The organism is Pseudomonas sp. Marseille-QA0892, from assembly GCF_054950135.1.
Map to the genome: position 1 here is coordinate 755632 of NZ_CM143104.1, position 21783 is coordinate 777414.

Annotated in this window: 26 protein-coding genes; 11 read left to right on the forward strand and 15 right to left on the reverse strand. The window is 58.3% G+C overall.

Annotation, left to right across the window (positions count from 1 at the left end; genetic code table 11):
* Nucleotides 1–129: 129 nt before the first annotated feature.
* From ACY8D3_RS03310 to ACY8D3_RS03340, 7 genes are all read right to left on the reverse strand, one after another.
* Nucleotides 130–468 carry a HopJ type III effector protein gene (locus ACY8D3_RS03310; protein WP_462381603.1) on the reverse strand — a complete coding sequence of 113 codons (339 nt, stop codon included), beginning with the start codon at nucleotides 466–468 and terminating at the stop codon, nucleotides 130–132.
* Nucleotides 465–755, reverse strand: coding sequence for a DUF1244 domain-containing protein (locus ACY8D3_RS03315; RefSeq protein WP_462381604.1), 291 nt, complete (start codon nucleotides 753–755; stop codon nucleotides 465–467). The genes ACY8D3_RS03310 and ACY8D3_RS03315 overlap by 4 nt, the downstream gene beginning before the upstream one ends.
* 23 nt (nucleotides 756–778) lie before the next feature.
* The gene (gene folX / locus ACY8D3_RS03320) at nucleotides 779–1165 is read right to left on the reverse strand and encodes a dihydroneopterin triphosphate 2'-epimerase (RefSeq protein WP_462381605.1); all 387 of its coding nucleotides are present in this window, start codon (nucleotides 1163–1165) and stop codon (nucleotides 779–781) included.
* Nucleotides 1166–1188: 23 nt separating this feature from the next.
* The gene (gene folM / locus ACY8D3_RS03325) at nucleotides 1189–1899 is read right to left on the reverse strand and encodes a dihydromonapterin reductase (RefSeq protein ID WP_462381606.1); all 711 of its coding nucleotides are present in this window, start codon (nucleotides 1897–1899) and stop codon (nucleotides 1189–1191) included.
* 133 nt (nucleotides 1900–2032) lie between these two features.
* Nucleotides 2033–2599, reverse strand: coding sequence for an antibiotic biosynthesis monooxygenase (locus ACY8D3_RS03330; RefSeq protein WP_462381607.1), 567 nt, complete (start codon nucleotides 2597–2599; stop codon nucleotides 2033–2035).
* Between the two features lie 92 nt (nucleotides 2600–2691).
* Nucleotides 2692–3330 carry a PilZ domain-containing protein gene (locus ACY8D3_RS03335; protein WP_462381609.1) on the reverse strand — a complete coding sequence of 213 codons (639 nt, stop codon included), beginning with the start codon at nucleotides 3328–3330 and terminating at the stop codon, nucleotides 2692–2694.
* Between the two features lie 86 nt (nucleotides 3331–3416).
* Nucleotides 3417–3842, reverse strand: coding sequence for a PAS domain-containing protein (locus ACY8D3_RS03340; RefSeq protein ID WP_462381611.1), 426 nt, complete (start codon nucleotides 3840–3842; stop codon nucleotides 3417–3419).
* Nucleotides 3843–3977: 135 nt separating this feature from the next.
* Between ACY8D3_RS03340 and ACY8D3_RS03345 the strand changes: the two genes are divergently transcribed.
* The gene (locus tag ACY8D3_RS03345) at nucleotides 3978–4430 is read left to right on the forward strand and encodes a flavodoxin (RefSeq protein ID WP_462381612.1); all 453 of its coding nucleotides are present in this window, start codon (nucleotides 3978–3980) and stop codon (nucleotides 4428–4430) included.
* 43 nt (nucleotides 4431–4473) lie between these two features.
* On the opposite strand, the gene ACY8D3_RS03350 is transcribed toward ACY8D3_RS03345, so the two are convergent.
* From ACY8D3_RS03350 to yaaA, 6 genes are all read right to left on the reverse strand, one after another.
* Entirely contained in the window at nucleotides 4474–5280 is an 807-nt protein-coding gene (locus ACY8D3_RS03350; protein WP_462381614.1) for a SirB1 family protein, read from the reverse strand.
* A gap of 99 nt (nucleotides 5281–5379) precedes the next feature.
* Nucleotides 5380–5643: a YebG family protein gene (locus tag ACY8D3_RS03355; RefSeq protein ID WP_462381616.1), complete on the reverse strand. Its 264-nt coding sequence runs from the start codon at nucleotides 5641–5643 to the stop codon at nucleotides 5380–5382.
* A 118-nt stretch (nucleotides 5644–5761) separates the two neighbouring features.
* The gene (locus tag ACY8D3_RS03360; RefSeq protein WP_462381617.1) at nucleotides 5762–6088 is read right to left on the reverse strand and encodes a DUF3509 domain-containing protein; all 327 of its coding nucleotides are present in this window, start codon (nucleotides 6086–6088) and stop codon (nucleotides 5762–5764) included.
* 511 nt (nucleotides 6089–6599) lie between these two features.
* Nucleotides 6600–7061, reverse strand: coding sequence for a multidrug transporter (locus ACY8D3_RS03365; RefSeq protein WP_462381618.1), 462 nt, complete (start codon nucleotides 7059–7061; stop codon nucleotides 6600–6602).
* Between the two features lie 48 nt (nucleotides 7062–7109).
* Nucleotides 7110–8564: a mannose-1-phosphate guanylyltransferase/mannose-6-phosphate isomerase gene (locus ACY8D3_RS03370; protein WP_462381620.1), complete on the reverse strand. Its 1455-nt coding sequence runs from the start codon at nucleotides 8562–8564 to the stop codon at nucleotides 7110–7112.
* 406 nt (nucleotides 8565–8970) lie between these two features.
* On the reverse strand, nucleotides 8971–9750 hold the full coding sequence (gene yaaA / locus ACY8D3_RS03375; RefSeq protein ID WP_462381621.1) for a peroxide stress protein YaaA: 780 nt from the start codon (nucleotides 9748–9750) through the stop codon (nucleotides 8971–8973).
* 528 nt (nucleotides 9751–10278) lie between these two features.
* On the opposite strand from yaaA, the gene ACY8D3_RS03380 reads away from it, so the two are divergent.
* Entirely contained in the window at nucleotides 10279–11175 is an 897-nt protein-coding gene (locus ACY8D3_RS03380) for an ATPase (protein WP_462381622.1), read from the forward strand.
* A 91-nt stretch (nucleotides 11176–11266) separates the two neighbouring features.
* Here ACY8D3_RS03380 and ACY8D3_RS03385 read toward each other — a convergent pair whose 3' ends face one another.
* Both ACY8D3_RS03385 and ACY8D3_RS03390 read right to left on the reverse strand, forming a co-directional pair.
* Entirely contained in the window at nucleotides 11267–11848 is a 582-nt protein-coding gene (locus tag ACY8D3_RS03385; protein WP_462381623.1) for a superoxide dismutase, read from the reverse strand.
* A gap of 182 nt (nucleotides 11849–12030) precedes the next feature.
* Nucleotides 12031–12630: a LysE/ArgO family amino acid transporter gene (locus ACY8D3_RS03390; RefSeq protein WP_462381624.1), complete on the reverse strand. Its 600-nt coding sequence runs from the start codon at nucleotides 12628–12630 to the stop codon at nucleotides 12031–12033.
* 153 nt (nucleotides 12631–12783) lie between these two features.
* Here ACY8D3_RS03390 and ACY8D3_RS03395 point away from each other — a divergent pair, with 153 nt between their 5' ends.
* The 9 genes from ACY8D3_RS03395 (at nucleotide 12784) to cyoE (ending at nucleotide 21780) form a co-directional block, all read left to right on the forward strand.
* A complete protein-coding gene (locus tag ACY8D3_RS03395; protein ID WP_462381625.1) occupies nucleotides 12784–13677 on the forward strand; it encodes a LysR family transcriptional regulator ArgP in 894 nt (297 codons plus the stop codon).
* A 303-nt stretch (nucleotides 13678–13980) separates the two neighbouring features.
* A complete protein-coding gene (locus ACY8D3_RS03400; protein WP_462381627.1) occupies nucleotides 13981–15372 on the forward strand; it encodes a PhoH family protein in 1392 nt (463 codons plus the stop codon).
* Nucleotides 15373–15559: 187 nt separating this feature from the next.
* A complete protein-coding gene (locus tag ACY8D3_RS03405) occupies nucleotides 15560–15847 on the forward strand; it encodes a hypothetical protein (protein ID WP_462381628.1) in 288 nt (95 codons plus the stop codon).
* The gene (locus ACY8D3_RS03410; protein ID WP_462381630.1) at nucleotides 15844–16446 is read left to right on the forward strand and encodes a DUF6436 domain-containing protein; all 603 of its coding nucleotides are present in this window, start codon (nucleotides 15844–15846) and stop codon (nucleotides 16444–16446) included. Before ACY8D3_RS03405 ends, ACY8D3_RS03410 begins: the two co-directional genes overlap by 4 nt.
* A 539-nt stretch (nucleotides 16447–16985) precedes the next feature.
* The gene (gene cyoA / locus ACY8D3_RS03415) at nucleotides 16986–17885 is read left to right on the forward strand and encodes a ubiquinol oxidase subunit II (protein WP_462381632.1); all 900 of its coding nucleotides are present in this window, start codon (nucleotides 16986–16988) and stop codon (nucleotides 17883–17885) included.
* 3 nt (nucleotides 17886–17888) lie between these two features.
* Entirely contained in the window at nucleotides 17889–19862 is a 1974-nt protein-coding gene (cyoB, locus tag ACY8D3_RS03420; protein ID WP_462381633.1) for a cytochrome o ubiquinol oxidase subunit I, read from the forward strand.
* Nucleotides 19863–19865: 3 nt separating this feature from the next.
* Nucleotides 19866–20483: a cytochrome o ubiquinol oxidase subunit III gene (gene cyoC, locus ACY8D3_RS03425; RefSeq protein WP_462381635.1), complete on the forward strand. Its 618-nt coding sequence runs from the start codon at nucleotides 19866–19868 to the stop codon at nucleotides 20481–20483.
* Nucleotides 20483–20818 (forward strand): cytochrome o ubiquinol oxidase subunit IV, encoded by a 336-nt coding sequence (locus ACY8D3_RS03430; protein ID WP_462381637.1) that lies wholly within the window; start codon nucleotides 20483–20485, stop codon nucleotides 20816–20818. Before cyoC ends, ACY8D3_RS03430 begins: the two co-directional genes overlap by 1 nt.
* A 14-nt stretch (nucleotides 20819–20832) precedes the next feature.
* A complete protein-coding gene (gene cyoE / locus ACY8D3_RS03435; RefSeq protein ID WP_462381639.1) occupies nucleotides 20833–21780 on the forward strand; it encodes a heme o synthase in 948 nt (315 codons plus the stop codon).
* The last annotated feature ends 3 nt before the right edge of the window (nucleotides 21781–21783 follow it).

A 21783-nucleotide genomic window follows, 5' to 3' on the forward strand; every position in this document is an offset into this window, starting at 1 on the left:
TGTCGGTCAGACAGGGCAGGACTTGAGGTCCGTCGAGCAGGACAGCTGGCTGAAAATAGAAAGGGGTGCGGTGGACGTGCTTGGGCAACAGAATAAAGCGGAGCCAGTCTGAACCAGCTCCGTTCATGCTCAACGGCGAACCAGAGGCTGCTGCTCGAACGAAACGGCGACAAGGCCGTGCTTCTGGAGCGAGCGAATGTTGGCGTGGTCGAAGCCGTCCGGCGTTGCTCGCACGGCGCGGTAGTGTTCCCCAAAGGCCAGAAGGGCTTCCTCATCCGAGAATTGCTCGAGCAGCGCGAGCCCGAGGGTCTTGCACGAACCTTCGTTTTGGCCAGCGTCGTTTTCAACGTCGCCGTTACTAAATGCGGCGGGGGTGTACTGGTAATGCTCACTCACAAAAGCGAGTGTATCGGCGAACATGTGCTCGCCAGTCTTCAAGGCATCACGGAATTGATCGAGTGCGGTCATGGCTTGCTCTTTTCAAAGGCGGCTTTCTGTTCCGCCGTCGCTTCTTTCTGGTATTTGGCTTTCCACTCGGCATACGGCATGCCGTATATTTCTTCGCGCGCAGCGTCGGCGCTGACGTCATAACCCAGGTCGTCTGCGGCTGCCTTGTACCACTTGGACAGGCAATTGCGGCAGAACCCTGCCAGATTCATCAAGTCGATATTCTGCACGTCCGGCCGGTCTCGCAAATGCTGCACGAGCGTTCGGAAGGCTGCGGCTTCGAGCTGTTGGCGTTGATCATCGTTCATGGTGAACCTCGGAAAAAGTGGACTCAGGCGGCCGGCGCGTCGCGATGGGCCGTCAGCGTGATGGACACTGATTCCGCGAAACGTAGCGCATGTGGCTTGTCCACTTCCACCTCCGCGTAGCGGACGGACTCGTGGCTCATGACGAGGTCAAGAATCTCTTGCGTGAGTCGCTCGAGCAGCGCAAAGCGATTCTCTTCGACATGCCGAATGATGGCTTTCGTGATGGTGCGGTAGTTGAGCGCATGTTCGATCACGTTGTCGCGCACCGCATCTACTGCGGGGTAAAGGATGGTCAGGTTGATGAGCACGTCCTGCTTGTTGACGATCTCTTCTTCCTTGATGCCGATGAAGGTGCGAAGACGAAGGTCCTTGACCCTGATTCGCGCCATTCCGGGTTCTTGTCTGAGCATGATGTTCTCCTAACGGGCCCGCATTATTTCACGTGGCGACCGCCGTTGACGGTCAGCGTGGTGCCTGTCACGTAGGGATTGTCCAGCAGATAGCGCAGGCTTTGAAAGATCACGTCCGGTCCCGGCTCAATTCCTAATGCGGATTTGCACAGTGCCTTGCGTCGATAGGCCTCGTCGTCACCCTCGTTGAACATGATCAGTGCCGGCGCAATGGTGTTGACCTTAATGTCCGGTGCGAAGCGCGCCGCGAAGGACAGCGTGAGGCTTTCCAGCCCGGCCTTGGTTGCGCAATACGCCACGTGTTTACCGCTGCCCTTGCGCACCACATCGTCAGTGATATGGACGATGTCGGCCTTGGGCGACAACCTCAGGAGGTCTGCCGCGTGCGAGTTGATCAGGTACGGCGCCAACATGTGCACATGGAACATGCGTAGAAAATCTTCGGCCTCGTGGCCTGCTGTCTCGCTGATCCACTCAGAGGCGTTGTGCACGACTGCGCGCAGGCTCGGTGTGATTTGCTTGAGCGCGTCGATGAATGCCAGCGTGCCGGCTTCGCTGCTGAAATCGGCATACACGGTTGTAGCGCCAAGTGCTTCCAGCGCTTCGATAGACGCTCGGCGAGTGCGATAGGTGATGATAACCCGCTCGTCTTGCTCCAGCAGGCGCGTCGCACAGTGCAAACCGACGCGTTGCGTCGCGCCAGTGATGAGGATCGGCGGAGTGTCGGGAATCATGAGCAGCTCTATCTGTGCAGGCGGCCTAAATGGCCTGGAGTTGAACAGCGCCGCCCCTGTGCAGGGACGGACGAAGTGCTCCATGATGCCCGCTAAGGGCTGCGTGGCAAAGCGCCAACGAACTCGAAAGGCCTCAGGCTCGGCTCGGCCGACCAGTACGCTGCGTGCGGGGCATTTCGGCAAGTAGCCAGGGAGCCAGCAGGCGTGTAGACAGCGGGATGAACAAATACACCATGATTGGTGTAAGGGCGAGCGTGCTTACCAGGATGCGGGGCACGAGCGTGAGCGGAGCGAGCCAATCGCCGAACAGGGCATTGAATGCCAGCGAGACTGGAAAGAACGCAAGCCAGATTGCAATCGACTGCTTCCAGCGCGGCGGACGTTTGTCACCGCTGCCGAACCAGGCGTCCAATCCGCTGGCTCTGCGTTCGGACGGTTGCTCAAACAGGCCGGTACCACGCGCCAGCCATGCACGGCGGGATTCGGAATGCTCCCACGTGGCCATCGTTGCTTCGTCCGAGAAGCGGAAGACCATCTGAAACTGATCATCGCCGGCCGGTGGCGCCAGGACGCCAGAGCCAAGGTAGCCGGGGAAGTCTGTCGCGAGGCGCTCGCCTTCGCGTAGCCAGGTCATGAATTCATCATAGCGTCCGCGCGCGACGCGGCGGGCCACCATGAGGGTGACGGGTTCGGTAGACATGGTTATCTCCATAGTGTCTACGGGGCAGGTCTGGTGGACCGCTCCGCAATCGCAACGCCGGGGTATTGGCTGCGATAACAATCAGGCAAGGATTATTCCTGATTTGGACCTTCTTCGGTGAGATTCCGATCCGTGGCGCTCATCGGCAGGCGTTCGAAGACAAACTGTCGGAGGTGCTGCTCGTCCACTTCTGAGAGCTTGAGCCGATAAGCGCCACGGCCGGCGGGTGTCGTTCTGACCCAGCGACCTTTTACCCTCATCGTGGGCTGGCCCGGCAAGGGCAGCTGCCCTTCGAAGTGCTCGGGCATCAATCCCCCTCTGGTGGCCTCCACCAGTGCGCCATTGGGTGACAGCTCGCGAACATGGAGGCCCATCTCGGTGCCATTGGCTTCAAGCAGCGGCAGAGGCTCATCGAGCTCCAGGCGCCAAGGCCGGAGTGTCGGCCCTTTTTGAAGAATGCGCGGTGCATCAATGGTCAGATGAAGCGTGTCGGCTTCGCGCTCGCTGACATGTACTGAAAAGGTCAGGGCACGGTCGGGCAATTGAGCTTCAAGTGTGAGCTTGCCGCAGTCGGCCAGGCCCTTGAGTAGCGTTAGGGCCCGTGAGGACTCTTGCCCGAGTGAGGCCCCAGAGAGATGCAATCCCCATTGGGGGGTGTCGAGCACGTCTCGGATGAATGCGAGTTCGTCCTGCGTAAGCAGAGGTTCATCCGGGGAGTGTGGGTCGTTCATGTTGAAGCGGTCCGGCTTGCGTATCGAGCGTCGACTTACGACCTTGATAGGCCCTTTGAGGGCCTGCCTGTGATTCGTCAACGATGTTACGGATCTACTGCGAGCAGCCGCTGCCGTAGCGAGGCGTTATCGGCGAGGGCTTCGGTCTGCAGCGTAACGTCTTTCTGAACACCGATGTAGTAGGTCAGATTTTCATCCTGATCGAAGACCGGCGTGATCGACAACTCATTCCAGAACATGCTTCCGTCCTTGCGGTAGTTACGAATTACCTGCCGGCACGGGCGCTGTTGGCGGATGGCTTCGCGGATGGATACGAGGCCAGGCTGATCCCGATCATGTGCCTGGAGAAAGCGGCAGTCCTGATAAAGGATTTCTTCGGCGCTGTAGCCCGTCAGTCGCTCGAAGGCCGGGTTCACGTAGATCAAAATCGTGTCATGGCCTTCCTGCTCGGCCACGACGATTCCGTCGTTGGATGCGTGAACCATCTTTTCTAATAGCTGCGAGCTGATCACGGCCGCCTCCTTCGTGTCGGTGTCAGGGAGCCTTCCGGCATAATGCCGGGTCAGCACGTGTCACATGCTGTTAGCGGATCATGCACGCTGAGCACCGTGTCGCGATAGTCCAAAGACATTTCAACAGGAGTAGGCATGAATATCGCCATTCTATCGGGCAGTGTTTACGGGACGGCGGAGGAGGTCGCTCGCCACGCTGCGCAGCGTCTTGGGACAGCCGGCCACAATGCGCGCTATCTGGCCCGGGCGGGACTGGAGGACCTGTTGGGTTTTGAGCCCAAGGCGATTGTAGTCGTCTGTTCGACGACAGGGCTCGGTGAGCTGCCTGACGATATTCAGCCGCTCTATCACGCGCTTCGAGATGGGCTCCCAGCTGCGCTTCGCGGTCTGCAGGGCGGCATCGTCGCATTGGGCGATTCTGCCTACGGCGACACGTTCTGCGCAGGCGGTGAGCAGATAGGCGAACTATATTCGGAGTTGGGAATCGAGCAGCCCCTGGAAATGCTGCGCCTGGATGCGAGCGAAACGGTGACCCCGGAGTCAGACGCTGAGCCGTGGCTCGACGCGTTTGCGGCCGCCGTTAAGTGAAACTGTCGCCTTAAAGCCCGGCTCTGCCAGCGACAGAGACAGCCTAGTGGATTGGCCCGCGTGTATTAGGCAGGTTCCTTAGTTGCTGTGTGAGCGCAACACGCTGTGCAGCGTCGTTCGTGATCAGCAATGCGCGTTCCAGATCGTGGCGGGTCGCTTCGAGGCAGTCGAGTCGCTGATAGAGCCAGGCGCGGGCGAGGTGATCATCTACAGTAGGCTGCGTGATCTCCAGCACCCGGCTGGCATCCTTGAGTGCAGCGTTTAACGATTCCGCGTGTCGGTGAAGCTCACGTAGATTACGTGAGAGGCGTGTGAGCATTTCGCCGGGCGTTAGCGCCTTTAGGTGAGCAGCGGAAAGTTCGGCAAGGGGGCCCGCTTGCATGCGGAGAAGCTCGCGGCATTCCGATGTATAGAGGCGACGGCCACTGCATGGGTCAAGGCAGTGATCCGCGCCCGGCGCGCGCAATAGAAAGTACCCGGGGAAACCGACACCTTCGAGCGGTAGCTCAATACGCCGCGCGCACTCGAGTGCGACGATGGCAAGTGAAAGCGGCTGGCCGCGTTTTCGCTCGAGTACGCGGTCGAGCAAGGCAGCAGCGGGTGTGAGGGGCCGGTCATCGTCCATGGCGAACCCAAGAGCGATGAGTTGGCGGACCAGCGCCTGTGCACGTTCGTGAGGCGCGCCATCGACCACGGTGGCGCCTATGGTTCTGGCGAGATCGCCGACAAACTCTAAACAATGCTGAATGTCGAGCTTAGGGTCGTGCTCGGCCGCAATCCAAAGACCAGCTTCAAGCAGCGGAGCCGGTGTTCGGGTTAGACAATCCAAGAATGCGTCGCGCGGCGTCATGGACGGCTCCAACAGGGCACGTTCAACCTATTTAGCGCGTACGCGATCCCGAGTCCAGCAGTAGGCGAGGGCTGGCGTCAGGGCATCGCCATCCGGAGATTAATCGCCGATATCGCCGAGGTTAATCTCTTTGAGGGCATCCGGCTGATTCTTGAATGCCTTGGCAAACTGGTCGCGATTGCGTGCCATGAATATTCCAAGGTCTTCCACCTGCTGTTCGGAAAGCGACGGTACGGCCTGTTGCAGCACTTCAGCCAGGGTCTCGGCCAGCTCCAGCATGCGGTCGTAGCGATCCGCCTCCGCCTTATCCACGAACAGGCGCTCCTGATCTCGACTGCTGCGGTACACCACTTCGACGGCCATTCATCACCTCTGCCTTCCGTACGGATACTGTATGGATGAACAGCATAGCTGCGGCTGGCTATTTTGCAAGCCTGGCCGAGCTACCTTGGCACTGAACCGCTGCGTCGGCCCCGGTCGGTCAGGCCGCTCCAGGCATTGCTTGTCGAGCGGTCGCCTTGGTCGCGGCGGCGCGGACATGGTCAAACGCGCCGCCTTCTATCATGGTTGTCAGCATCTGGGGTGCGGTGTGGCCGCGCTCGATTGCGATGCCGAACCTTACGCTCTGAATCAGCCGATCAAGCTGGTGAATGTCCTTGAGAACGGGCGCACTGATCATGCGCTTCGCGACGAGCCCATCTTCATCAGACAGGGTCAACATGATGCTGCCATCGAGGCGTTCGACACTGAAGTTAACTCGATAGTCTGCCTGAAAGGCCTGAGTAAGGATTTTGAAAGGGTTATCCATGTCAATGTCCTGTCGCACGATAGCGGGGTCGTGGGAATGGACATATCCGCTAGAGGGTAAGTTTCGAACGGAAAAGCGGATCATCTAACTTGCGAGCTGTGTCATAAAAACCGTACATGCCTCGCGCCCCTCATTGGGGCAGGCGAAACGGCGAAATCTAACTTGTCTGGTGGTTTGGTCAGGCTTTGTGTACCGCAACTCCCTGGTTTGTGGCGCACGGTTGTGCACGTTCAGAAGGCTCGCCCCGGATGGGTACAAATGGCCGTTGCGACGGGTGGTATCCCATCAGGCTTTTATTTAACGCCATCCGGGAAGCGTCGGACGCATTCTTTTGGCGATGCGCAGCAGAGCGGAAGGCAACAAGACGCGGTGTGGTTGTTGTGCGCGGGCCAAGCCTGACCGTAATTGAAACCTGTTTGACAAAGCAGTCAGCTGTCGTCGAGTAATGGGTATGCCGAATGGCAAAGGCCTATGGATGTGGCACGTACGCGGCGTCACGGTGGGAAGGACGTCAGTCGAAGCTGCCGTTAAGCGATTCGGCCCGGTACTCAAGTGTTTCGGCGCGATAACCGGATCGGATAGGAGGCGTCGGTACGCATTCCTGCCACAGCCCGTCAGGCTGGATGCCACCCGGGGCATCGTAGCGGGGCCGGTCATAGTCGCGTTGCGCGAGGTTGCTGGTCTCGCCAGGAAAGTAGGCCGCAATCTGCCAGTTCAGGGACGAGAGCACCGCATCACTGCGATTACGGATGGCAATGGAGAGCGGTTTCGCCGGTGGGCAAGCGTTGAGGTCATAGGCGAGTCTGATGTCCAGGCTTGCGAGGCGATGATCAAGTCGATTCTGTTGCCAGACGACCCACGCCGCGACGATGCCGAGCAATGCGACGGCGGTCATTGAGACAGGCAGCGCTTTGGCCGGATATCGAAACAGCAGTACCAGCCAGATGACAACGAGTAAAACACCTACGATCATGCAACGTCCCGGAACGAAAGCCCCCTCGAAGGAGGGGGCCAGGGTTCGTCAGCGCGCGGTGCCGATCTTGGCGCGCGGCGCATCTTCTTGCGCTTCGGTACGTCCGTAGACGTCTTCGTAGCGCTCGATGTCGTCCTCGCCAAGGTAGCTTCCGGACTGCACTTCGATGATTTCCAGCGGAATCTTGCCGGGGTTGGCAAGGCGATGGACCGAAGCGATAGGAATGTAGGTCGACTGGTTTTCGGTCAGCAGGAAAACCTTGTCGTCACACGTTACCTGCGCGGTACCAGATACCACGATCCAGTGCTCGGCACGGTGGTGGTGCATCTGCAGAGACAGGCTTGCACCTGGCTTAACGGTGATGCGCTTCACCTGATGGCGGTCGCCATTGTCCACGGAGTCGTACGCACCCCAAGGGCGGTAGACTTCGCAGTGGCTGTTGGTTTCCTTGCGGCCGCTGGCGTCGAGCTTGTTTACAAGCTTCTTGACGTCCTGGACGCGGTCTTTGTGGGCCACCATTACGGCGTCCTTGGTCTCGACAACCACGATATCTTCAAGGCCAAGCACGGTGACGAGCTTGCCATTGCCCTGAACGAGGCAGTTGCGAGCATCGTGCATCACCACATCACCTTTGGTGACGTTGCCGTCTTCGTCCTTGTCCTGGACATCCCAGATGGACGACCAGCTACCGACATCGCTCCAGCCCGCGTTGAGGGGTACGACGCAGGCGCGGTCAGTGTTTTCCATGACGGCGTAGTCGATGGAGTTCTCTGGGCAGCACGCGAACGTAGCGGCGTCGATATGGATTTCTTCACCTTCAGTGCGGCTGCGCTCAAGCGCAAGGCGGCAGGTGTCGTAGATGTCAGCGTCGTGCTTTTTCAGCTCTTCGATGAAGCGGCTGGCACGGAACATGAACATGCCGCTGTTCCAGAAGTAATCGCCGGACGCGACAAACTCACGGGCGCGCGCTTCGTCGGGCTTCTCGACGAACTGCGCAACGCGCGCGACGCCTTCGGGCAGGCTGTCGATCTGGGTTGCGCGAATGTAACCGTACCCGGTTTCGGGATGCGTGGCGGGTACGCCGAAGAGGACCATTTCACCTTCGCGAGCGGCTTCGCTGGCGAGGAAAAGGGCCTTTTGGAACGCGCGCTTGTCTTCGATGACGTGGTCGGCTGGCAATACCAGCAGCAGTTCATCACGGTCTTCGGCAAGCAGTTTCATCGCGGCGATCGCGATGGCAGGTGCGGTGTTGCGCCCGAAGGGTTCGAACAGCATGGCCTGTGCTTTCTGACCGATGCCCGCCAACTGTTCGTTGACGATGAAGCGGTGTTCCTGGTTGCACACGACAACCGGCGGCTCCATGCCTTCGATGGCAAGGCGATTCACCGTCTGTTGGAACAGGGTGCGCTCGCCGGTCAGGGCAAGGAACTGCTTGGGAAATTGCTTGCGCGACAGCGGCCATAGGCGGGAGCCGCTGCCCCCGGACAAAATCACCGGAATCATATTATCTCTCCTGAGCGTAACTCATTGATTCGTGACGCATTGTTTGATCAGCGCGTAGTTTCAGTGCCGGGCTATATCAGGGCTTTGATGCTCTGTTCATACCACTCGGATGATGCGCGAGCGGAGGCAATGGGTCGGGATCGCAGGGCTGGGGGCAATCCATGGCATCGTCATAAGGTTCTCGTACTCGCCTGACATTCCGTGGCTGAAGGTCTAGTCCGTTACCTGGTAGGTCGGTACGCGGTATGTGACTGGCGTTTTTTGATTTGGTGCCGCGCCGAAAGAGAAATTTTGCGATGGGTTCGCGGGCGGAGGGATAGAGCGGATGAACGGTGGGAGGCAAGGGCATGCCGAAAGGCTTGATCCAGGGCGCCTGCACGGGTCGCGAGCGCCCCTGAAAAGCGAGTCAAACGGGGGCGGAATCCCGTAGAAACACAAGCTTGTTGCTCGACGAGCGGCTGTCATCGAAGCGATAACCGTGACTATCGAAGGCCGTAAGCTGCTCAACTGTGTCGATACGGTTTTTGACAACATGGCGCGCCATCATTCCGCGTGCTTTCTTGGCATGGAAGCTGATGATCTTGTACTCGCCGTTTTTAAAATCGCGAAACTCGACGTCAATAATGCGACCATCGAAAGCAGCCGGCTTTACCACGCCGAAGTACTCATTCGAAGCCAGGTTGAGCAGTACATCATCGCCTTGCTCAGCCAGATCGGCGTTGAGTTGTTCGGTGATGCGATTGCCCCAGAAACTGTATAGGTCCTTGCCCCGCGGGTTCTCGAGCCTGGTACCCATTTCCAGTCGGTAGGGTTGCATAAGGTCGAGCGGTCGCAGTACGCCGTAGAGCCCGGACAGCATACGCAGGTGTTCCTGCGCGAATGCCACATCATCATCGTCGAAGTCGTCGGCTGCCAAGCCGGTGTAAACATCACCTTTAAAGGCAAACAATGCTTGCTTGGCGTTTTTCGCCGTGGGCTTGAACGTCCAGCTTTCATAACGAGCGACATTGAGTGCGGCAAGTTTGTCCGAAAGCTTCATTAGGCTGGCAATCTGATCAGGCGTATACGGCTTGAGCGTATCTATCAGCGCCTGCGCCTCCTTCATGTGCCGGGGCTGTGTATGCGCTTTGGTGGGGGAGGGCGTGTCGTAGTCGAGGGTCTTGGCAGGCGATAGGACCAGCAGCATGTCGATTCTCCTTTAGCTGCGGAAATTCTAAGTGCTGCAGGCGTCCGGGGCGAGCTATGTCACGCTTAGCGGCTTTCTATTGACTAATGCTGGGCCAGGCCGTTGTCGTGAACGTCCTGTCTGGGGCTCAAGACGCGGAACCCGCTGATGTCCCTACGGGCCGGGCCCGTTTTAAACAAAACCGGAATTTCGTGGTCCGAAGGCGCGGCGCGCTTTTGGTCGCGGTGGAAATGTTCCCGAGCAAGCGTCCGTGCCGACCCGGGAAGACACGCCGATTAGCGACGTGAAATGCTGCAACAGGCGCTACAGCGGCCACCATCCTGGTGAGGGTGCCCCCCGACACCCGGTGAGTGGTTAGCAAACGGCATGCCAGGCCAAATAAGGCCAGCCATCGCGCCGGAGCGTCGTTCAGGGTGGTGGGGCTGCCCGATTGCGGTGCAACTGTGCACCGCGGTGATGCGCGCCTGAAACCGGCGCTTCTGCTGTTTATACTGCGCCCATTCCGGGCCAAGACGAATAGGACGCTACATGCGTAACGACTCATTTGATGAACTGGATGACATCCCGAGTGTGGTGACATCCAAGCGTGAGCGTAACGATCGGGAACCTTTCGACCGTCATCGTTCCCGCGAGAGTAATAAAGAGCGACCTCAGAGCGGGCGTGGTTCGGGAGTGCTCTGGACCATCGTCGTCGCGTTATTGATCACGCTGGGTGTACTAGGCTGGTGGAGCTATCGCCAGATCGCCATCCTTGAACAGCAGCTTGTTGCTACGCAGGAAAGTTTTGCGCGCATCAGTGAGGAAGCGGCCGGTCGTATACAGGACATCTCCGGCAAGGTCGTAGCGACGGAGACGAATGTGTCCTCAGGCAGCGAGGCATTGCAGACGCAGGTCCGTCAGCTGCAGAGCCGAGTGACGGACATGGGGAAGCAACAGCAGGCGCTGATTGGGCAGCTCGAGAATCTGGTGCAGCGCATGGACAGCGTCAGCAGGGACGTCGCCTCGGCTCCGAGGGGCGGAGATAGCGGCGCCAGCGATGCTCAACTACAAACCATGGCCAATCAGATCAAGCAGCTATTGGAGCAATCCACGGCGTTGGCCAATCAGCAGAAGACGTTGGCAAGCGAGCAGAATGCGCTGAAGGAAGCGCAGAGCGCGCCCGCGCCGCAACAACAGGATGTATCGGCCGACCTTGGCACGATCAATACACGTCTCGATGCGCTGGCGGCAGATATGAAGCGGTTGCGTGATCGGAACGCGGGCTATGACGTGCAGGCGCTCCAGCAGGACATGACCGTGCTACGTAGCCAGCTGGAAAATCGCGGTAACAGCGAATTCGATGCGTTTCGCGCTCAGATGACTCGCAACATCAACTCGCTGCAAAGCCAGCTTCAAAGCTTGCAGCAGCAGATCAACAGCCGTTAAGACGGCACCGCAAACGAAAACGCCCCGCCGGCACACCCCGCCCCTGAGAGAAGCGGTGCGCCGGCGGGGCGTTTCGTTATTGCGAGCGGGATCAGCCTGCGAAGTTCTTCGCGACGAAGTCCCAGTTCACCAGGCTCCAGAACGCTTCTACGTACTTCGGACGCGCGTTGCGATAGTCGATGTAGTAGGCATGCTCCCAGACGTCGCATGTCAACAGCGGGGTGTCGCCGCTGGTCATCGGGTTGCCGGCACCAATGGTGCTGGCCAGTGCCAACGAGCCGTCGGCCTTCTTGACCAGCCAGCCCCAGCCGGAGCCAAACGTGCCGATGCTGGTCTTGGTGAATTCTTCCTTGAACTTCTCGAAAGAACCGAACGCCGTGTTGATAGCGTCGGCCAGGGCGCCGGTGGGCTCGCCACCGCCATTCGGGCTCAGGCAGTTCCAGTAGAAGGTGTGGTTCCAGACTTGGGCGGCGTTGTTGAACACGGCACCCGAGGAGGACTTGATGATGCTTTCCAGGTCCTTGCCTTCGAACTCGGTTCCCGGAACCAGGTTGTTCAGCGTGTTGACGTAGGTAGCGTGGTGCTTGTCATGGTGAAACTCGAGGGTCTCGGCCGAGATATGTGGCTCGAGTGCATTCTTTTCATAGGGCAGCGGCGGCAATTCAAAAGCCATGGTTGTCTCCTTATCAGATCAGGCTGGTGCGCAAGCGCTGGGCCGTTCACGGTCGGCACTGGAAGTGCGGCAGGGGTATTCGCGTACCCTTCATGTACCGCAGCGGCCGGATCATAGCATCGCGTCTCCGTCCTATCCACGCTGCATCCATGCTGCAATAGGCTGGTTCAGAGCGGTTCCCGTCAGGTCTCCAAGACCAATCGTGCCGCGAGTGACCACATCATGACGGCTACCAGAAGATCTACGGCACGCCAGGTCGAAGGCCGGGACAGCCATTTCGACATGAACGACCCGGCAGCGGCTAACAGGCCAAACCAGAGAATCGAGGCGCTTGCAGCGCCAGCAGCATAGGCAATGGGAGAGGGTTGCTGAGCGCCGAGTGATCCGACGAGAACCACTGTATCGAGATAGACATGTGGATTTAGAAGCGTGACGGCAAGCGTCGACGCCATCACTGCGCCGAACGACCGCTTCGGTTGGAAGTGCGGACTAAGAGCGCTAGGGCGGATTGCGCGTTTCAACGCGCTCAGGCCGTAAATGAAGAGGAATATGGCGCCTGCCCAGCGCGTTATCCCAAGAAGGATCGGGCTCGAGACGAGGAGGGTGGCGAGGCCAAAAACGCCGGCGCAGATCAGTACCAGATCGCACAGGGCGCAGGTGGCAGCGACAGACCACTGGTGCTCTCTTCGCACGCTCTGGGCGAGCACGAAAGCGTTCTGGGCGCCAATGGCGACGATGAGCCCGGCCCCGATCATCATGCCATTCAGATAGCTTGGACTCATCATTGAGCACCGGCTATGACGAGGCAGCAGCCGTGGATAACAGGTGAACGAAACCGAAGCATCAGCATGTCCCAACTGAGAGAATGCTGCGAGTGTGGCCCGTTCTCCGTTATAAGAGAAACCGAATCAGTTAATTATGCATTAGGGTTTCTTATGCTCGACTACAAGTTACTTGCTGCTCTGGCTTCCGTGGTAGAGCAGGGCGGGTTCGAGCGAGCTGCAGCTGCCCTCGCCCTGTCTCAGTCTGCAGTCTCTCAGCGCATAAAACTGCTGGAGGCCCGCCTGGGGCAGCCTGTACTCGTTCGTGCGACTCCGCCTTCCCCGACGGATCTGGGGCGACAGCTGTTGAATCATGTCCAACAGGTGCGCTTGCTGGAGCGCGACCTCAAGTCGAGCGTTCCGGTGCTCGAAGATGGGCACGCGGAGCGCATACGGGTTGCCATCAACGCGGACAGCGTTGCCACCTGGTGGGTCAACGCGATCGCCGGGTTCTGTGTCGAGGAGGGCGTGCTTCTTGATCTTGTGGTCGAGGATCAGGATGTGGGATTGAAACGTATGAAGGCTGGAGAGGTGGCAGCTTGCTTGTGCGCTACCGAACGTCCGGTTGCAGGTGCGCGCTCGGTTGCCCTTGGCGCTATGCGTTACCTGGGTCTGGCGAGTTCAACGTTCATTGAACGGCATTTTAGGGACGGTGTAACGCCTGACTCGCTGGCGAATGCCCCAGCCATCGTCTTCGGGCCTGATGATCTGCTTCAGCACCGCTATATCGCCTCGCTCGGCGGCGGGGGCAGCTTTCGACACCATCTCTGTCCAAGCTCTGAAGGGTTCGTGCATATGGCCTGCGCGGGGATGGGCTGGGGGCTCATGCCGGAGTTGCAGGTCTCTGCAGAACTGAAATCCGGTGCGTTGAAGGAGCTCGTTCCTGGACTGTATGTGGACGTGCCGCTCTATTGGCACAGCTGGCGCAACGGCGGAGGGCTGCTAGACGCACTAACGAAACGGCTGAAGGAGGTGGCAGCACTGATGCTGCGCGAGCCGCCAGCGTAGTCGAGGACTTTAGCGGCGAGGGCCGGACGCGCCAAGCGGTATTCGTCAAGTCGCAAAATATTGAGGCGAAAGGTTAAAAATCCGTTGGGTTATCCAGCAAATTGAGGTATCAGGGAAGTAGACCGCCGAACCCTGCAGACAGGTGGCGGCCCTCGGCCCTCATCTATGCTCAGACTTCCGCGCCGCGGCCCGGAAGGTCGGTGGTCCATCACGGCGCATCGCTCCCATGGGCGATTGCCGTCTGGCTCAATAGGGGATGTCTGCCTCTCGACGGGCAGGGCACCCTAGACAAGGTGACCGAGTATGGATGACAACGGACGCGCCAGCGCCACTACGCCTATCTTTTATGTCCTCGATACCAACGTCCTGATCCACGATCCCAACGCCCTCCTGAACTTCCAGGAACACTACGTCGCCATCCCGATGACCGTGCTCGAGGAGCTGGACAAGCTCAAGACGGGTAAGCATACGGTCGCTGCAGAATGCCGTCAGGCGATACGCCTGATTGATACGGTGCTGGGCGAGGCGACGCCTGACGAAGTGGAGGAAGGCGTGCCGATTCAGCGCGGCAAGAGCGGCCCACGTGGTTACCTGACCATTCTGATGAGCAAGCGAGCAGCACCCACTACCTGGCTTCCAGACAACCTGAACGACAACCGGATCATCAACCAGCTAGTTGAGTTGAGAACGCAGCGGCCGGGCTTGAGCGTCGTATTGGTCACCAAAGACATCAATATGCGTCTCAAGGCGCGCGCCTGCGGTATTGCGGCCGAGGACTATCACACCGACCAGCTCGTCGACGACGTCAACCTGCTATCACGGGGGTATCACAACGTGACCGGCTCGTTCTGGGACCGCGTCGCGAAGGTGGATACGCGTCAGGAAGCGGGGCGAACCTGGCACAGGGTCCAAATGACCGAGCCGCTTCCTTCGGTCCACATGAACGAATTCATCCTGGATGAACAGGGTTTCGTCGGCTGGGTCAAGGGCGTTCGAAATGACGAACTCATTCTGCTGGACCTCCATCAGGAACCCCTGCTGCACCAGGAAGCTTGGGGCCTGCGCCCAAGGGATATCTACCAGTCGCTGGCCCTCTTCGCGCTGCTGGACCCAGATATACATCTGGTCAACCTGTCCGGGGCTGCAGGATCGGGCAAAACCATCCTGGCTCTAGCGGCCGCAATCGAACAGACCATGGTCAGCAAACGCTACCGTCGAATCATCGCGACCCGGAGCGTACAAGGACTCGATCAGGAGATCGGTTTTCTGCCCGGAACCGAAGCGGAGAAGATGGAACCCTGGCTCGGTGCGATTACCGATAACCTCGAAGCGCTGCACATGGATGACGAGAACACACACAGCAGCGTCGACTACATCCTTCAGAAAGTGCCGTTGCAGTTCAAATCGCTGAATTACATCCGAGGGCGCAGCTTCCAGCACAGTTTGATCCTCATCGACGAGTGCCAGAACCTGACGCCTCATCAGATGAAAACGATCATTACGCGCGCCGGCACCGGCTCGAAGGTGATCTGCCTAGGCAACCTGGCCCAGATCGATACGCCTTATCTGTCCGCGCCCAGTTCGGGATTGACCTACCTGACCGAGCGATTCAAGGACTTTTCCCATGGTGTACATATCACGCTCCAAGGCGTGCCGCGTTCCGTGTTGGCCGAGTATGCCGAAGCCCACATGTAACGAAATGTAGGCTGCGCGCTGTCTTAGCGCAGATGCAAAACCCCGGGCTGAGGGCCGGTCCGGGGTTTTGCTTCAAGGCCTGATGAGAGGTCATGCCCAGGGCTGCGACCATCGGTCTCGGTGTCCTCACCGCGCTCCAGGTAGCAAAAAATGCTATGTTTCGCGCCCTCTGACGTGAGGGTGTTTCATGACTGATCAATCGCAAACGCCTGCATCTTCCGGCCTCGGGAAGGGCGGATGCTTATGGCTCATGCTGGTAGGCATCGGCATCATTGTGCTGGTGTTCTCCGTCATCATCTATTCGATCACGCGGCCATCTACAGAAACCGTTCAGGCGAACGAGCGCGCAGCGATTACCTCGTGCTGGAAGAGGGCAAATGACGAGGCCGCGAAACCGACCTCGCGTTCCTTCGCCAAGGACAGCTGCCTGGAGATGGAAAAGCAGTACCGAATCAAGTTCGGTAGTGAGCCATGAGCCGGCTGGGGAATGGGACGCCATCGCGGCGCTTTCTTCTGATCTCCGCTGCCATCGCCGTCGTATTGATGATCGCGGTAGCGCTGGCATTCTGGTGGCGTTTTGGTGTTTCGAACCTGAGACCGTATGCGCAGCAGGCCTATTTCTTCAGCGGCGATGCATTGCGCTTACCTGACGAGCTCAAAGGGCCTGGCCCAATTCGTTTTGTGCACTTCTGGGACCCAAATTGCCCATGTCACAGGGAGACCGATGCGCATCTCAACTACCTGATCAGCTTGTATCGATTCTCGAACGTTGTGTTCTACAGCGTGCAGAAGCCTGGTACGCAAGGTGAGATGGCTTCCTATCTTAAAGGCAAGCTAAGGCCGCTCGACAGTATCGAAGGAATGGAGACGGTACCGGCCAGTCCGGCGGTCGCAATCTGGAACGAGGAGGGCGAGCTTGCGTACGCAGGTCCCTACAGCGAGGGGCTGGTATGCAATTCGTCAACGAGCTTCGTTGAACCCGTATTGGACGCACTCTCATCCGGGCGGGAGGTGTCTTCCACGAATACCATGGCGCTGGGTTGTTACTGCGATTGGTCGGGTAGTGCCAAGTAAGGCGCGACGGTGCGTTGCGCAACAGCAACAATAGGATGTCGAGAGGTGCGGTGCGACACATTGCCGCGCCATTTGAGAGGGTAATTTCGCTATTATTACCCGCGTATTTCGAGTGCCATCCCTGACCGGTCAGACAGGTCTTTCGCGAGTCGGTTCATATTGTTCGAACCCGCAATCGCTACGGTTCGTACAGCCGCACGTCGAATCACTACCGAACCGATCATTAATGTCTACTCTAAATGCGCGAGGTTCGTTCATGGGCGTGGCTGTTTAGCGCCGCATGAGAGGGTGCGTCGACAGAGGGAGACCGGTTGCTTGGATATCCGGTCGCGTTTTCCCCGGTTGTAACTGCATAATATGCGCCCTTCCGTACCAGCCGGTTTCATCGATGGCGTGTCCGGAGACGGTACCTCAGGTGCCGCGCGTTCCAGGTTCACCTCCAGCACGCAGTGCGGGGCGCTCCTGCGGCCCCGATCGAGCGCCGGGCGTTTGGCTGAACAAACCGATATGTGGGATATCACTTTGCTGAAGGTCGTGAAATGAGAGAAGAGAAGTACCACCGCTTTTTCCGCTCGCTTCTATTAATAGCCGCTGCCGTATCATTGAGCGGTTGTGACTGGGCGCTTTTCGACTCGAAAGGGCAGATAGGCATCGAGCAGCGGAACCTCATCATTACCGCCACCGCGCTGATGTTGATCGTAGTGGTCCCGGTCATTGTCATGACCTTCCTGTTCGCCTGGCGCTACCGTGCGTCCAACAAGCAGGCGACCTATACGCCTGAGTGGGCGCACTCGCACAAGATCGAGGCCGTCGTATGGGGCGTGCCACTGATCATCATCGCCGTACTCGCGGTCATCACGTGGCGCACCACCCACTCGCTCGACCCCTACCGGCCGATCGAAGCGGACAAGCCGGGAATGACGATCGAAGTCGTTTCGATGGACTGGAAGTGGCTGTTCATCTATCCCGAGCAGGGCATCGCTACGGTGAACGAGCTTTACATCCCCGAGAAGACGCCAGTGACCTTCCACGTGACTTCCCAGTCGGTCATGAACACGTTCTTCATCCCGCAGCTCGGCGGCATGATCTACGCCATGGGCGGCATGCGTACGCACCTCAATCTGATCGCGAACGAGACTGGCCAGTTCTTCGGTCTTTCTGGCAACTACAGCGGTCATGGCTTCACTGGCATGCGCTTCGTGACTCACTCTGTAACGGACCCGGAGTTCGATCAGTGGGTCAGCAAGGTCAAGGAGTCCCAGAACACGCTTGACTTCGAGAGCTACAAGATGCTCGCGAAGCCTAGCGAGAACAATCCAGTCGAGTACTTCAATGCTCAGCCAGGTCTGTTCCGTCAGATCCTCGGCCAGTACATCGACTACAAGAAGAGCAATCATGTAGGTGAGGCTACGCACGCCAGTTCCGGTGCGGAGGAATAAGAGATGTTCGGAAAGCTGACATTTGACGCAATACCCTTACACGAGCCCATTCTCGTCGTCACGATGATCGCGGTGGCGCTGGGCGGGCTCGCTGCAGTCGCCGGGCTGACCTACTTCAAGAAGTGGGGATATCTCTGGAACGAGTGGTTCACTTCGGTTGACCACAAGAAGATCGGTGTCATGTACATCGCGGTCGCACTCGTGATGCTGCTGCGTGGTTTCGCTGATGCCATCATGATGCGTACTCAGCAGATGCTGGCTCACGGCGGCGCTGAAGGGTACCTGCCACCTCACCACTATGATCAGATCTTTACCGCTCACGGTACGATCATGATCTTCTTCGTGGCGATGCCACTGGTAGTGGGCCTGATGAACATCGTCGTACCGCTGCAAATCGGTGCGCGCGATGTGGCATTCCCGTTCCTGAACTCGCTCAGCTTCTGGCTGTTCGTAGTTGGCGCGCTGCTCATCAACATCTCGCTGTTCGTTGGCGAGTTCGCGATGACCGGTTGGGTTGCGTACCCGCCGTTGTCAGGGATCGAGTACAGTCCCGGGGTCGGTGTCGACTATTACATCTGGGCGCTGCAGATATCGGGTATCGGTACGCTGCTCACGGGTGTGAACTTCTTCGTCACCATCATCAAGATGCGTGCCCCGGGCATGAACCTGATGAAGATGCCGATCTTCACCTGGACGATCCTGTGTACGTCGGTGATCATCTGTGGTGCCTTCCCGATCCTGACCGTCACGCTGGCCATGCTGACGCTCGATCGCTATCTGGATTTCCACTTCTTCACCAACGAGTTGGGCGGCAACCCAATGATGTACGTCAACCTCATCTGGGCCTGGGGCCATCCTGAGGTGTACATCCTGATCCTGCCAGCGTTTGGTGTGTTCTCCGAAGTCACCGCAACGTTCGCCCGCAAGCGTCTGTTCGGTTATCACTCGATGGTCTGGGCCACCGTGGCGATCACCGTGCTGTCCTTCGTGGTATGGCTGCACCACTTCTTCACCATGGGCTCGGGTGCGAGCGTCAACGCCTTCTTCGGTATTGCAACGATGATTATTGCGATTCCGACCGGGGTGAAGATCTTTACCTGGCTGTTCACGATGTATCGCGGCCGCCTGGAACTCACTGCCCCCATCATGTGGACGCTGGGCTTCCTGGTAACCTTCTCCATCGGTGGTATGACCGGCGTTCTGCTTGCTGTTCCGGGCGCTGACTTCCTGCTGCACAACAGCCTGTTCCTGATCGCGCACTTCCATAATGTGATCATCGGCGGTGCCGTATTCGGCTACATGGCCGGTATCACCTACTGGTTCCCGAAAGCGTTCGGCTTCAAGCTGCACGAAGGTTGGGGCAAGGCGTCGTTCTGGTTCTGGTGCATCGGCTTCTACTTCGCATTCATGCCGCTCTATATCTTGGGCTTCATGGGTATGACGCGTCGTCTGAACACCGTCGACAACCCAGAGTGGGTGCCGCTGACCTACGTTGCGATGATTGGTGTAACGCTGATCGCGATCGGTATTGCTTGTACGCTGATCCAGTTCGTCGTTTCGATCATTAATCGCAAGAAGCTGGCTGATGTTACTGGCGACCCGTGGGATGGCCGTACGCTCGAGTGGTCGATCTCTTCGCCGCCGCCGTTCTACAACTTCGCTGTTGTACCACGTGCCGACAAGCTGGACGCGTACCACGAGATGAAGCGTGATGGTCTACCGACTCCGCCAGCTGAATATGCGCCGATTCACATGCCCAAGAACACAAGCGTAGGTGTGATCATTTCGCTGTTCAGTGGTGTGCTTGGTTTCGCTCTGATCTGGCACATCTGGTGGTTGGCTGCAGTCTCGTTCGTAGGCGCCGCGGTCTTCCTGATCGCGCGTAGCTACAACGAAGACGTTGACTACTACGTGCAGCCCGACGAGATCGCGCGGATCGAGCAGGCTCACATTCAAGCTAAGGCAAATCAGGCGTAAACCATGTCCAGTGAAGTGATGAATAACCACGCCGCTCACGCCGACGAGCATGAGCATCACCATGACGCAGGGGAGTTGAAGGTCTTCGGGTTCTGGATCTACCTGATGACCGACTGCATCCTGTTCGCGAGCATCTTCGCCGGCTTTGCAGTGCTCAGCACTGCATATGCCGGTGGGCCCACGCCCAAGGAGTTGTTCGACCTGAACCTGGTTCTGGTCGAAACGTTCGCTCTGCTGTTCTCGAGCATCACCTACGGCATGGCGATGTTGGCCATGTACCGTGGGGACAAGTCCAAAACGCTGCTTTGGCTGGTCGCGACCTTTATCTTCGGCGCGATCTTCCTGAGCATCGAGCTCTATGAGTTCCATCACCTGATTCATGAAGGTGCTGGTCCGCAGACGAGCGCTTACTGGTCTGCGTTCTTCACCCTGGTCGGGACTCACGGTCTGCACGTCACCTGTGGCCTGATCTGGATGGCGATCATGATGCACCAGGTCGCCACCCGTGGCCTGACTTCGACCACCGAAACACGTTTGAGCTGCCTGAGCCTGTTCTGGCACTTCCTGGATATCGTCTGGATCTGCGTGTTTACCGTTGTATACCTGATGGGGGCTCTGTAATGGCTCACGACCACCACACCACTTCGGCTGGCGCCAGCCACGGTAGTGCCAAGTCCTACATGGTCGGCTTCGTCCTGTCGGTGATCCTGACCGTCATCCCGTTCGGGCTCGTGATGCATCCGATCATGTCGCCGGCTGCAACTTTGTTCACCATCGTCGGCTTCGGCGTTGTGCAGATCTTCGTACACCTCGTGTACTTCCTGCACATGAACACCTCGTCGGAGCAGCGCTGGAACACGGTTGCCTTCGTATTCACCGTGCTGATCAGCATCATCGTCGTCGTGCTCTCCATCTGGATCATCTGGAGCATGCACTTCTACATGATGACCAACTAAGAGAGCGTGCTCCGATGTTCAAGCAATACCTGCTCCTGACCAAGCCGGGCATCGTCTTCGGAAACCTCATTTCCGTTGCCGGTGGCTTCTTCCTGGCTTCGAAAGGGGATATCGACCTGGCGCTGTTCCTGGCAACAGCGGCCGGCGTCGCGCTGGTCATTGCTTCCGGTTGCGTGTTCAACAACTACATCGATAGGGATATCGATGTAAAAATGGAGCGGACCAAGAACCGGGTGCTGGTAAAAGGCCTGGTCGCTCCGGCAAATGCCATTCTCTATGCCTGTGCACTTCTGGTGGCAGGCATTGCCTTGCTCTATAAATCGACCAATATGCTTGCGGTCGGTCTGGTGCTGATGGGGTTCGTCGTATACGTCGGCCTCTATAGCCTCTACCTCAAGCGTCATTCGGTTTATGGAACGTTGGTTGGCAGTCTGTCGGGCGCCGCTCCGCCCGTTGTCGGCTACTGCGCCGTTAGCAACGAGTTCGATATGGGCGCGGCTATCCTGCTGCTGATCTTCAGCCTCTGGCAGATGCCCCATTCGTACGCCATCGCAATTTTTCGCTTCAACGATTACCAGGCTGCAAACATCCCGGTCCTTCCTGTTATCAAGGGTGTACCGGCTGCCAAGCGGCATATCGTGCTCTACATTGCGGCTTTCCTGATCGCTACGCTGATGCTTACCATCAGTGGCTACGCTGGCTACAACTACTTCGCGGTAGCGGCAGTAAGCGGCGCCTACTGGTTGTGGATGGGTGTTTCAGGGTACAAGGCTGCCGATGACAAGGTATGGGCGCGCAAGCTGTTCGTGTTTTCCATTGTGACGATCACAGCGCTTAGCGTAATGATGTCCGTGGATTTCCGTTCCACTCCCGATCAAGTGCTGATGACGTCGATCAACAGTATTTGCACGGGCATGGTCGGCGCGGAGAGCTCGATCTGCGAGACGTTCGCTGTACGTTGATGC

What these genes read in the sequence shown, in the direction of transcription:
- cyoA (WP_462381632.1), top strand. Translation starts at nt 16,986, where the DNA reads ATGAGAGAAGAGAAGTACCACCGCTTTTTCCGCTCGCTTCTATTAATA.
- yaaA (WP_462381621.1), bottom strand. Translation starts at nt 9,750, where the DNA reads ATGCTGCTGGTCCTATCGCCTGCCAAGACCCTCGACTACGACACGCCC.
- ACY8D3_RS03345 (WP_462381612.1), top strand. Translation starts at nt 3,978, where the DNA reads ATGAATATCGCCATTCTATCGGGCAGTGTTTACGGGACGGCGGAGGAG.
- ACY8D3_RS03315 (WP_462381604.1), bottom strand. Translation starts at nt 755, where the DNA reads ATGAACGATGATCAACGCCAACAGCTCGAAGCCGCAGCCTTCCGAACG.
- ACY8D3_RS03430 (WP_462381637.1), top strand. Translation starts at nt 20,483, where the DNA reads ATGGCTCACGACCACCACACCACTTCGGCTGGCGCCAGCCACGGTAGT.
- cyoC (WP_462381635.1), top strand. Translation starts at nt 19,866, where the DNA reads ATGTCCAGTGAAGTGATGAATAACCACGCCGCTCACGCCGACGAGCAT.
- ACY8D3_RS03395 (WP_462381625.1), top strand. Translation starts at nt 12,784, where the DNA reads ATGCTCGACTACAAGTTACTTGCTGCTCTGGCTTCCGTGGTAGAGCAG.
- ACY8D3_RS03405 (WP_462381628.1), top strand. Translation starts at nt 15,560, where the DNA reads ATGACTGATCAATCGCAAACGCCTGCATCTTCCGGCCTCGGGAAGGGC.
- ACY8D3_RS03380 (WP_462381622.1), top strand. Translation starts at nt 10,279, where the DNA reads ATGCGTAACGACTCATTTGATGAACTGGATGACATCCCGAGTGTGGTG.
- ACY8D3_RS03390 (WP_462381624.1), bottom strand. Translation starts at nt 12,630, where the DNA reads ATGAGTCCAAGCTATCTGAATGGCATGATGATCGGGGCCGGGCTCATC.
- ACY8D3_RS03330 (WP_462381607.1), bottom strand. Translation starts at nt 2,599, where the DNA reads ATGTCTACCGAACCCGTCACCCTCATGGTGGCCCGCCGCGTCGCGCGC.
- ACY8D3_RS03360 (WP_462381617.1), bottom strand. Translation starts at nt 6,088, where the DNA reads ATGGATAACCCTTTCAAAATCCTTACTCAGGCCTTTCAGGCAGACTAT.
- ACY8D3_RS03335 (WP_462381609.1), bottom strand. Translation starts at nt 3,330, where the DNA reads ATGAACGACCCACACTCCCCGGATGAACCTCTGCTTACGCAGGACGAA.
- folX (WP_462381605.1), bottom strand. Translation starts at nt 1,165, where the DNA reads ATGCTCAGACAAGAACCCGGAATGGCGCGAATCAGGGTCAAGGACCTT.
- ACY8D3_RS03385 (WP_462381623.1), bottom strand. Translation starts at nt 11,848, where the DNA reads ATGGCTTTTGAATTGCCGCCGCTGCCCTATGAAAAGAATGCACTCGAG.
- cyoB (WP_462381633.1), top strand. Translation starts at nt 17,889, where the DNA reads ATGTTCGGAAAGCTGACATTTGACGCAATACCCTTACACGAGCCCATT.
- ACY8D3_RS03365 (WP_462381618.1), bottom strand. Translation starts at nt 7,061, where the DNA reads ATGATCGTAGGTGTTTTACTCGTTGTCATCTGGCTGGTACTGCTGTTT.
- ACY8D3_RS03355 (WP_462381616.1), bottom strand. Translation starts at nt 5,643, where the DNA reads ATGGCCGTCGAAGTGGTGTACCGCAGCAGTCGAGATCAGGAGCGCCTG.
- ACY8D3_RS03310 (WP_462381603.1), bottom strand. Translation starts at nt 468, where the DNA reads ATGACCGCACTCGATCAATTCCGTGATGCCTTGAAGACTGGCGAGCAC.
- ACY8D3_RS03400 (WP_462381627.1), top strand. Translation starts at nt 13,981, where the DNA reads ATGGATGACAACGGACGCGCCAGCGCCACTACGCCTATCTTTTATGTC.
- ACY8D3_RS03370 (WP_462381620.1), bottom strand. Translation starts at nt 8,564, where the DNA reads ATGATTCCGGTGATTTTGTCCGGGGGCAGCGGCTCCCGCCTATGGCCG.
- ACY8D3_RS03410 (WP_462381630.1), top strand. Translation starts at nt 15,844, where the DNA reads ATGAGCCGGCTGGGGAATGGGACGCCATCGCGGCGCTTTCTTCTGATC.
- folM (WP_462381606.1), bottom strand. Translation starts at nt 1,899, where the DNA reads ATGATTCCCGACACTCCGCCGATCCTCATCACTGGCGCGACGCAACGC.
- ACY8D3_RS03350 (WP_462381614.1), bottom strand. Translation starts at nt 5,280, where the DNA reads ATGACGCCGCGCGACGCATTCTTGGATTGTCTAACCCGAACACCGGCT.
- cyoE (WP_462381639.1), top strand. Translation starts at nt 20,833, where the DNA reads ATGTTCAAGCAATACCTGCTCCTGACCAAGCCGGGCATCGTCTTCGGA.